Consider the following 8,888-nt stretch of genomic DNA (forward strand, 5'->3'; position numbering starts at 1 on the left):
CTTCGGCGGCTTCCTCGAACAGCACATTGGCGCCGACGTGCTCAACGTCGCCTTTGCCGGCGGCGGCCTGGAAGGCTCGATGCTGGAATACCTGGGCAGCGATGAGTTCCAGAAAAGCCCGCCGAAGGTGCTGATCTGGGAGTTCTCGCCGCTCTACGACCTGGCCTCGGACAAGATCCACCGGCAGATGATGGCCATGCTGGGCAACGGCTGCGAGGGCAAGGAGGTCCTGCTCTCGAGCAAAACCACGCTGCACCCGGGTGCCAACGAGGTGCTGGTCAACGGCGAGGAGCAACTGCTGACTCTGCCGAATAAGCGCCACCAGGTGGACATCCGCTTCAGCGACCCCTCGGTGAAAAAACTCGAGGGCACCCTCTGGTATCTCACCGGACGCCGCGAAAAGATCAAGTTCGAGAAGCCCGACACCGACGACACCGACGGCCGTTTCGCCTTTGAAATGCGCGATGAAAGCGACTGGGCCGACCTGAACTTCTTCGCCCTGGAAATCATGGCGCCCGCGGGCACCGGCGAGCCGCTCGAGGTGGAGGTGCAGATCTGCAAGCGCAACGACTTCTCCAGCCCGGCGAAGCTCACCGCACAAGCTGCAACCGATTCCTGAGGTACCTATGCTGATACGCAAACTGACCCTGCCCTGCCTGTTCGGCGCCATGCTCCTGGCCTCAGCCAGCCATGCCGCCCTGCGCCCGCCGCAGGGCTATTACGCGCCGGTGGAAACCCGCAAGGGCGAGCCAAAAGCCTGCCCCAGCGTACCCACGCCTTACACCGGCACGCTGCAATTCACCAGCAAATACAAGGGTTCGGACAAGGCCCGCGCGACGCTGAACGAAAAAGCGGAAAAGGCCTTTCGCAAGCAGACTGCTGGCATCACCCGCCTGGAAAAGGACTTCAACAAGCAGGTCATGCACTACCTGCGCGACGGCCATCCGGAGCAGCTGGCGTGTGCCATGGACTGGCTGAGCAGCTGGGCCGAAGCCGATGCACTGCTCTCCACCGACTACAACCATACCGGCAAGTCGATGCGCAAATGGGCGCTGGGCAGCATGGCCGGCGCCTACCTGCAGCTGAAATTCTCCGAATCCCAGCCGCTGGCCGCCTACCCGCAGCAAGTCAAGGTGATCGAGTCCTGGTTCGCCAAGCTGGCCGACCAGGCGGTGAAAGACTGGAGCGACCTGCCGCTGAAAAAGATCAACAACCACTCCTACTGGACCGCCTGGTCGGTGATGGCGGCTGCCGTGGCGCTCGACCGACGCGACCTGTTCGACTGGTCCGTCGAGCAGTTCCGCGTGGCCGCCAACCAGATCGATGAAGACGGCTTCCTGCCCAACGAAATCAAGCGCAAGCACCGGGCGCTGGCCTACCACAACTATGCCCTGCCGCCGCTGGCGATGATCGCCAGCTTCGCCCAGGCCAACGCCGTGGATCTGCGTCCGGAAAACCAGGGCGCGCTCAAGCGCCTGGCCGAACGGGTACTGGACGGGGTGAATGACCCAGACGACTTCGCCAGAAAATCCGGCGAAAAACAGGACATGGAAGACCTGAAAAAGGACAACAAATACTCCTGGCTGGCGCCCTATTGCACGCTTTATGCCTGCTCGGCCGAGATCGAGGAGCTCAAGCAGGATATGGGCCCGTTCAAGACCTTCCGCCTCGGCGGCAACGTGACCCGGGTGTTCGAGCCGCAGAAACCGGACAGCGACAGCTGATTACATGGATGGGTTGAGCCAAGCAATGCCCACAGCTGCGGCGCTGTGACGAGAACGTCGATGGGTATCGCTTCGCTCAACCCATCCTAGCAATAGCGGCAACCTGCAAGTCTGTATACGAACGCTGAAACAGCCTCCCGCGTGCGGGGGGAAAGGGGGGCTTGCGAGCCTCTGAAGAGTGGTTATTCAACGGAGATCTACGGATGGTCTTTTCATCCAACGTATTCCTGTTCCTGTTCCTGCCGATCTTTCTCGGCCTGTATTACTTGAGCAGCAATCGCTATCGCAACCTGCTGATCCTGATCGGCAGCTACGCCTTCTACGCCTGGTGGCGAGTGGATTTCCTCCTGCTGTTCGTCGCGGTCACCCTGTGGAACTACGGTTTCGGCCTGCGCATCCATCGCGCCGGAATACGCAGCAAGGCGGCGCAACGCTGGGTGATCTGGGGCGTAGCCGGCAACCTGGCGACCCTGGGTTACTTCAAGTACGCCAACTTCGGGGTGGAGAACATCAACAAGGTGCTGGAAGGCGCCGGCTTCGAGCCGTTCCTGTTGACCCATGTGATCCTGCCGATCGGCATCTCCTTCTATATTTTCCAGTCGCTCAGCTACCTGATCGACGTGTACCGCGGCGACACCAAACCCACGGAAAACCTGATCAACTTCGCTGCCTTCATCGCCCTGTTCCCGCAACTGATTGCCGGGCCGGTGCTGCGCTACAAGGATCTCGCGGACCAGTTCACCGACCGCACCCACAGCCTCGACAAGTTCTCCGAAGGCGCCACCCGCTTCATGCAGGGCTTCGTCAAGAAGGTGTTCATCGCCGACAGCCTGGCACCGCTGGTCGACCACCTCTTTGCCCTGCAAGACCCCAGCACCGGCGACGCCTGGCTGGGCATGATCGCCTACACCGCGCAGCTGTATTTCGACTTCTCCGGCTACAGCGACATGGCCATCGGCCTGGGTCTGATGATGGGTTTCCGCTTTATGGAAAACTTCAACCAGCCCTATATCAGCCAGTCGATCACCGAGTTCTGGCGGCGCTGGCACATCAGCCTGTCGACCTGGCTGCGCGACTACCTGTACGTGCCGCTGGGCGGCAACCGCAAGGGCACCTTCAACACCTACCGCAACCTGTTTCTGACCATGCTGCTCGGTGGCCTGTGGCACGGCGCCAACTGGACCTTCCTGATCTGGGGTGCCTGGCACGGCATGTGGCTGACGATCGAACGCCTGTTCGGGGTGAACGCCGCGCCCAAGGTGATCAATCCGCTGAAGTGGCTGCTGACCTTCTTCCTGGTGATGCTCGGCTGGGTGATCTTCCGCGCCGAGAACCTGGACATCGCCTGGCGCATGTACAGCGCCATGTTCAGCCCGGCGATCTTCAGCAGCCAGGGTTGGCAGCTCAGCGAACTGGGCAGCGCCAGCATCAGCGACCTGCAAGTCGCCACCCTGGTACTGGCCTATGCGGTCATGGCCTTTTGCGGCTTGCGCCAGTTCTACCGCCACAAGGCGCCGGATGCCCGCGCCGATGGGCCGGCGACCGACCTGTCGCGCATGGTCAAGGCCGTGCCTGGCGATGAGCAGGGACTGGTGGTCGGCAGCGGCGGCGTGCTGGTGCAACAATCCACCTGGAGCGCCGCCATGCCGCGCTACCTGGTACGTGGCGCGTTGCTGCTGCTGTTCTGCGCCTCGCTGTTGAAGCTCTCGGCGCAGAGCTACTCCCCCTTTCTTTATTTCCAGTTCTGAATGAGGCCGAGCATGACGCGTCCATTACGCAAACTCTACGTCGCCCTGTTCCTCGGCGTGCTGACCCTGCTGCTGCTCTGGTCCATGCGCGGAATCCTGAGTTACCAGGCCCCCAACCAGTTCAGCGTGCTCGACGGCGACCTGGCGACGAACTTCGAGAGCCATTACGACAAGCAATTCCCGATCAAGCAGATCGGCACCAACCTCTGGGCCGCGCTGGATTATGTGCTGTTCAACGAAGGCCGCCCCGGCGTGGTGATCGGCAAACACGACTGGCTGTACTCGGATGAAGAGTTCAACCCGGTGGCCGATGGTCGACAGCACCAGCGCGACAACCTGGCGCTGATCCGCGGCGTGCGTGAGCAACTGGCGCAGCGCAATGTGCTGTTGCTGCTGGCGATAGTGCCGGCCAAGTCGCGCCTGTACCCGGAGCACGTCGGCGACAACCGCATCAGCAGCCAGCGCGCGGATCTCTATCAGCGCTTCCACCGCGCGGTGCGCCGCGCCGACATCGCCGCGCCGGACTTGCTCGCCAGCCTGCAGGCCGAGAAGAGCAGCGGTCCGCTGTTCCTGCGCACCGACACCCACTGGACACCACTGGGCGCGGACCTGGTCGCGCGCCAACTGAGCGAGACAGTGAAGCGCTCGCTCACCCTGGACGGCGAAGCGCAGGCGTTCGTCACCGAGGCAACCAAACAGAAGCCATTGCAGGGTGACCTGACCAGCTTCCTGCCGCTGGCGCCGCTGTTCGAGCAGTTGATGCCCGAACCCGATCAGTTGCAGCAGTACCAAACCCGTGCGGCTGACCAGGCCGGCGGCAGCGACGCGCTGTTCGCCGACAGCGACATCCCGGTGGCGCTGGTCGGCACCAGTTACAGCGCCAACCCCAACTGGAATTTTGCCGGCGCCCTGCGCCAACACCTGCAACGCGACCTGAGCAACCACGCCGAAGACGGCCAGGGGCCCGTAGTGCCGATGCTCAAGTACCTGCAAAGCGACGAGTTTGCCGAAGCCCCACCGCAGTTGCTGATCTGGGAGTTCCCCGAACGCTACCTGCCGATGGCCAACGACCTCGACGACTTCGATCCGGACTGGATCGCCGAACTGAAAAGCAACAGCAGCAAGCAACGCCTGGCCAGCCGCAACAGCCATTGAATCGGCCCTGCGCTGGAAAGGCTTCACCCGAACATGATCGACAGATCACTTTGTTAAATCACATGGAGCACTACCCATGAACAGACAAACCCAATGTAGCTGGATGTCCTACGCCTGTGCCCTCGCCCTGAGCGTCGGAGCCCTCCACGCCCAGGCCGGCGACGGAGCCCTCTATGCACCGAATGCGCCCAAGGGATCGGCCTTCGTCCGCGCCTACAACGCCGGCAACGCTGAGCTCAGCGTCAGCGTCGGCAACACCGAGCTCAGCGACATCGCCCCGCTGGGCTCCAGCGACTTCAGCTATCTCCCGGCCGGCAGCTACAGCGCCAAGGTCGGCAGCAGCACGCTGCCGGTGAAACTCGACGCCAACCGCTACTACACCCTGATCGACCAGCCGGGTAGCGAACCCAAGCTGGTGTCGGAAGCCGCATTCAGCAACAAGCACAAGGCCATGCTGCGGGTGCAGAACCTGTCCGACAGCACCCTGAGCCTGAAGACCGCCGACGGCAAGGCCGCGGTGGTCGACAACGTCGCCCCGGACGGCAACGGCGAGCGCGAGGTCAACCCGGTCAAGATCAGCCTGGCGCTGTTCGATGGCGACAAGAAGATCAGCGACCTCAAGCCTGTCGCCCTGGCCCGAGGCGAGGTGGTCAGCCTGTACATCACCGGCAAGGGCAGCCAGCTCTCGCCGGTGTGGGTCAAGCGCCCGGCCAAGGACGAGTAAACACCCGAACAACAGCCAAGGTCGGCAATAGACCGACCTGCAAATAGCGCCTTCATGAGGAGACGTTTTGGAGTGATGCCCCCAGTGCTATTCGATCAGCCAGGGTAACTGGACACCCGCCAAGTGCGGGGCACGTCCAACCGAGTGCATAAACGCTTTAGGAGTACCAACATGATTCCAGTAATTCTTTCCGGTGGTAGCGGTTCGCGCCTATGGCCCCTCTCGCGCAAGCAGTTCCCCAAGCAGTTCCTCGCCCTTACTGGCGAAGACACCCTGTTCCAGCAAACCATCAAGCGCCTGGCCTTCGACGGCATGCAGGCACCGCTGCTGGTGTGCAATAAGGAACACCGCTTTATCGTCCAGGAACAACTGCACAGCCAGCAGCTGGCCACCCAGGCGATCCTGCTCGAACCCTTCGGCCGCAACACCGCGCCAGCGGTGGCCATCGCCGCCATGAAGCTGCTCGCCGAAGGCCGCGACGAACTGTTGTTGGTCCTCCCCGCCGACCATGTGCTGGAGAGCCAGCAAGCCTTCCAGGACGCCCTGGCATTGGCCAGCAAGGCCGCCGAAAAAGGCGAGATGGTGCTGTTCGGCATCCCCGCCATCCGCCCCGAAACCGGCTATGGCTACATCAAGTCGGTAGCCGACGCGGCGTTGCCTGAAGGCGTGATTCGCGTGCAGTCCTTCGTCGAGAAACCCGATGAAGCCCGCGCCCGTGAATTCGTTGCCTCGGGTGACTACTTCTGGAACAGCGGCATGTTCCTGTTCCGCGCCAGCCGCTACCTGGAGGAGCTGAAGAAACACGACGCCGACATCTACGACACCTGCCTGCTGGCCCTGGAACGCAGCGCGGTCGAGGGTGACGTCATCAATATCGACGCCGCCACCTTCGAGTGCTGCCCGGACAACTCGATCGACTACTCGGTGATGGAAAAAACCACCCGCGCCTGCGTGGTACCGCTCGATGCCGGCTGGAACGACGTCGGCAGCTGGTCGTCGATCTGGGACGTGCACGACAAGGACAACAACGGCAACGTCACCAAGGGCGATGTCATGGTGCACAACAGCCGCAACTGCCTGGTGCATGGCAACGGCAAGCTGGTCTCGGTGATCGGCCTGGACGACATCGTGGTGGTGGAAACCAAGGACGCCATGATGGTCGCCCACCGCGACCACGTGCAGGACGTCAAGACCGTGGTCAACCAGCTCAACGAGCAAGGCCGCAGCGAAACCCAGAACCATTGCGAGGTCTACCGGCCTTGGGGTTCCTACGACTCGGTGGACATGGGCGGGCGCTTCCAGGTCAAGCATATCTCGGTCAAGCCTGGCGCCACCCTGTCCCTGCAGATGCACCACCACCGCGCCGAACACTGGATAGTGGTCTCCGGCACCGCCGAGGTGACCTGTGACGACAAGGTGTTCCTGCTCACCGAAAACCAGTCCACCTATATCCCCATGACCTCGGTGCACCGCCTGAGCAACCCCGGCAAGATCCCCCTGGAAATCATCGAGGTGCAATCGGGCAGCTATCTCGGCGAAGACGACATCGAACGTCTGGAGGACGTCTACGGCCGCAGTCAGGCAACCCCGCTGAGCATCGTCGCCCACTGAGTCGACTTTAAAAAAACGCTGTAAACAGACGCCGGTCCTTGCCACAGCAAGGGCCGGCGTTGCTTTTTCCGGCCTACGCCAACACGGCGCATGTCGCCGCGGCCTTGTGTAGGATAGGCTCCTGTGTTGTCCACCAAGGCCCCTCCCCTATGCTATTCGGCGCGATACTGGTTCTGAGCTGGCTGATCCTGCTGATCCGCTACCCGAGCAAAGCCCTGCCTATCTCCCTCGCCGCGCTGATCGGCCTGGGCCTGGTGGCCAGCTGGGTGCTCTGGCAGGAAAGCCGCGAGACGCGCCACCTGGCGCACCTGCAGCTACGCCTGGACTACGACCCGCAAAACTGCCCGGCCAATCGCCCCCTGGCTGTCGAGTTGAAAAACGGCAGCAGCGCCGCGCTGCTCGAACTGCGCTGGCAGATCGCCGCCTACCGTCCCGGCGACACTACCAACCTCGCCGAACGCCTCTACGAATCGCCCCGCTACAGCGGCCCCGGCGAACTGCTGCCCGGCGCCACCTGGCAGGACTGCCTGCCCCTGCCGACCCTGCGCAGCGGCTATCGCGCCAGCACCCTGGAATTCCGTGCCGAACGCCTGCAAGGCAGTTTCAGTCGCTGATTCACCCTCTTGATCATCTAGGGTGGGCCGGGCGGCGATCCGCTTCAGCCCTCCAAATTGATACAGTGGGTGGGCTGCAACAGAGCGCCTCAGCCCACCTCCACAAGGATGCCCGCATGACCCAGCCCACCGTCCTGATCACCGGATGCTCCAGCGGCATCGGCCGCGCCCTGGCCGACGCCTTCCAACAGGCCGGCTATCGGGTGTGGGCCACCGCCCGCAAAGAGGGCGACCTCGCCACGCTCGCGGCGGCCGGGTTTACCGCGGTGCAACTGGACGTCAACGACGGCCTGGGCCTGGGCCAACTGGCCGAGCGCATGCAGGCGGAGATCGGCGGCCTGGATGTGCTGATCAACAACGCCGGTTACGGCGCCATGGGACCGCTGCTCGATGGCGGCGTCGAGGCCATGCGCCGGCAGTTCGAGACCAATGTATTCTCCCTCGTCGGCGTGACCCGGGCATTCTTTCCCCTGCTGCGGCACAACAAGGGCCTGGTGGTCAATATCGGCAGCGTCTCCGGGCTGCTGGTCACCCCCTTCGCCGGCGCCTACTGCGCCTCGAAAGCCGCGGTACATGCCCTCTCCGACGCCCTGCGCCTGGAATTGTCGCCCTTCGCCATCGAGGTGATGGAAGTGCAGCCCGGCGCCATTGCCTCCAGTTTCGGCGCCAATGCCAGCCAGGAGGCCGAGCAGTTGATCGATGAGGCCTCGCCCTGGTGGCCGATCCGCGAGGGGATTCGCGCCCGTGCCAACGCCTCCCAGGACAATCCCACGCCCGCCAGCCACTTCGCCCGCAACCTGCTCGCCGCCGTGCAACGCGACAAGCGCCCGCGCCTGCTGCGTCAGGGCAATGGCAGCCGTGCCCTGCCCCTGATGGCCGCGCTGTTGCCGAAAAGCCTGCTCGAGGCTGTACTGAAAAAACGCTTCCTGCTGAACCGGAGCCTCTGAATGCCGCCCTCGACCGAGCTGACCCCGCGCCCTGCCGCCGTGCCCATGGCCCGCCTGGCCCTGACGGGCGTGGCCGCGGTGATCGTGCTCAACCTGCTGCTGCGCACCTTCGTCAGACTCGGCGGCCTGCTGACGACCCTGTTGGTCGCGGCCTCGGTCGCCGCCGCCATGGCCCTCTGGTTTGCCGCGCGCCAGCGCCGCCGCCCCCTGCCCAGCGAACGGCGGCACCTGGTCTGGCTCTATGGCGGCGTCCTGGCGCTGCTCTATCTCGGCCTGCTGGGGCTGATGTCGATCAAGGACGCCCCCAGCCCCATGGGCATGCTGCTCCTCGCCCTGCACTACCTGTGCTACCCGCTGTTCGCCCA

Annotated in this window: 9 protein-coding genes; all 9 read left to right on the forward strand. The window is 63.5% G+C overall.

Going from position 1 to position 8,888, the window contains the following annotated elements:
• A partial coding sequence (locus ABZE94_RS17895) for an alginate biosynthesis protein AlgX (protein ID WP_372877035.1) occupies nt 1-619 on the forward strand: 619 nt, incomplete at its 5' end.
• 7 nt (nt 620-626) lie between these two features.
• Entirely contained in the window at nt 627-1,724 is a 1,098-nt protein-coding gene (locus tag ABZE94_RS17900) for a mannuronate-specific alginate lyase (RefSeq protein ID WP_372877037.1), read from the forward strand.
• A 203-nt stretch (nt 1,725-1,927) separates the two neighbouring features.
• Nucleotides 1,928-3,472: an MBOAT family protein gene (locus ABZE94_RS17905; protein WP_372877039.1), complete on the forward strand. Its 1,545-nt coding sequence runs from the start codon at nt 1,928-1,930 to the stop codon at nt 3,470-3,472.
• A gap of 12 nt (nt 3,473-3,484) precedes the next feature.
• On the forward strand, nt 3,485-4,627 hold the full coding sequence (locus ABZE94_RS17910) for an alginate O-acetyltransferase (protein WP_372877041.1): 1,143 nt from the start codon (nt 3,485-3,487) through the stop codon (nt 4,625-4,627).
• Nucleotides 4,628-4,703: 76 nt separating this feature from the next.
• Nucleotides 4,704-5,351 carry an alginate O-acetyltransferase AlgF gene (locus ABZE94_RS17915; RefSeq protein ID WP_372877043.1) on the forward strand — a complete coding sequence of 216 codons (648 nt, stop codon included), beginning with the start codon at nt 4,704-4,706 and terminating at the stop codon, nt 5,349-5,351.
• 171 nt (nt 5,352-5,522) lie between these two features.
• Entirely contained in the window at nt 5,523-6,962 is a 1,440-nt protein-coding gene (locus tag ABZE94_RS17920) for a mannose-1-phosphate guanylyltransferase/mannose-6-phosphate isomerase (protein ID WP_372877045.1), read from the forward strand.
• Between the two features lie 149 nt (nt 6,963-7,111).
• Nucleotides 7,112-7,576, forward strand: coding sequence for a multidrug transporter (locus ABZE94_RS17925; RefSeq protein WP_372877047.1), 465 nt, complete (start codon nt 7,112-7,114; stop codon nt 7,574-7,576).
• 116 nt (nt 7,577-7,692) lie between these two features.
• The gene (locus ABZE94_RS17930) at nt 7,693-8,523 is read left to right on the forward strand and encodes an SDR family oxidoreductase (RefSeq protein WP_372877049.1); all 831 of its coding nucleotides are present in this window, start codon (nt 7,693-7,695) and stop codon (nt 8,521-8,523) included.
• Nucleotides 8,524-8,888: hypothetical protein (locus ABZE94_RS17935; RefSeq protein WP_372877051.1), on the forward strand; the 365-nt coding region annotated here is incomplete at its 3' end.

It is taken from the genome of Pseudomonas sp. (genome assembly GCF_041601375.1).
Lineage (GTDB): Bacteria > Pseudomonadota > Gammaproteobacteria > Pseudomonadales > Pseudomonadaceae > Aquipseudomonas.

What these genes read in the sequence shown, in the direction of transcription:
- ABZE94_RS17905 (WP_372877039.1), top strand. Translation starts at nt 1,928, where the DNA reads ATGGTCTTTTCATCCAACGTATTCCTGTTCCTGTTCCTGCCGATCTTT.
- ABZE94_RS17900 (WP_372877037.1), top strand. Translation starts at nt 627, where the DNA reads ATGCTGATACGCAAACTGACCCTGCCCTGCCTGTTCGGCGCCATGCTC.
- ABZE94_RS17925 (WP_372877047.1), top strand. Translation starts at nt 7,112, where the DNA reads ATGCTATTCGGCGCGATACTGGTTCTGAGCTGGCTGATCCTGCTGATC.
- ABZE94_RS17930 (WP_372877049.1), top strand. Translation starts at nt 7,693, where the DNA reads ATGACCCAGCCCACCGTCCTGATCACCGGATGCTCCAGCGGCATCGGC.
- ABZE94_RS17920 (WP_372877045.1), top strand. Translation starts at nt 5,523, where the DNA reads ATGATTCCAGTAATTCTTTCCGGTGGTAGCGGTTCGCGCCTATGGCCC.
- ABZE94_RS17910 (WP_372877041.1), top strand. Translation starts at nt 3,485, where the DNA reads ATGACGCGTCCATTACGCAAACTCTACGTCGCCCTGTTCCTCGGCGTG.
- ABZE94_RS17915 (WP_372877043.1), top strand. Translation starts at nt 4,704, where the DNA reads ATGAACAGACAAACCCAATGTAGCTGGATGTCCTACGCCTGTGCCCTC.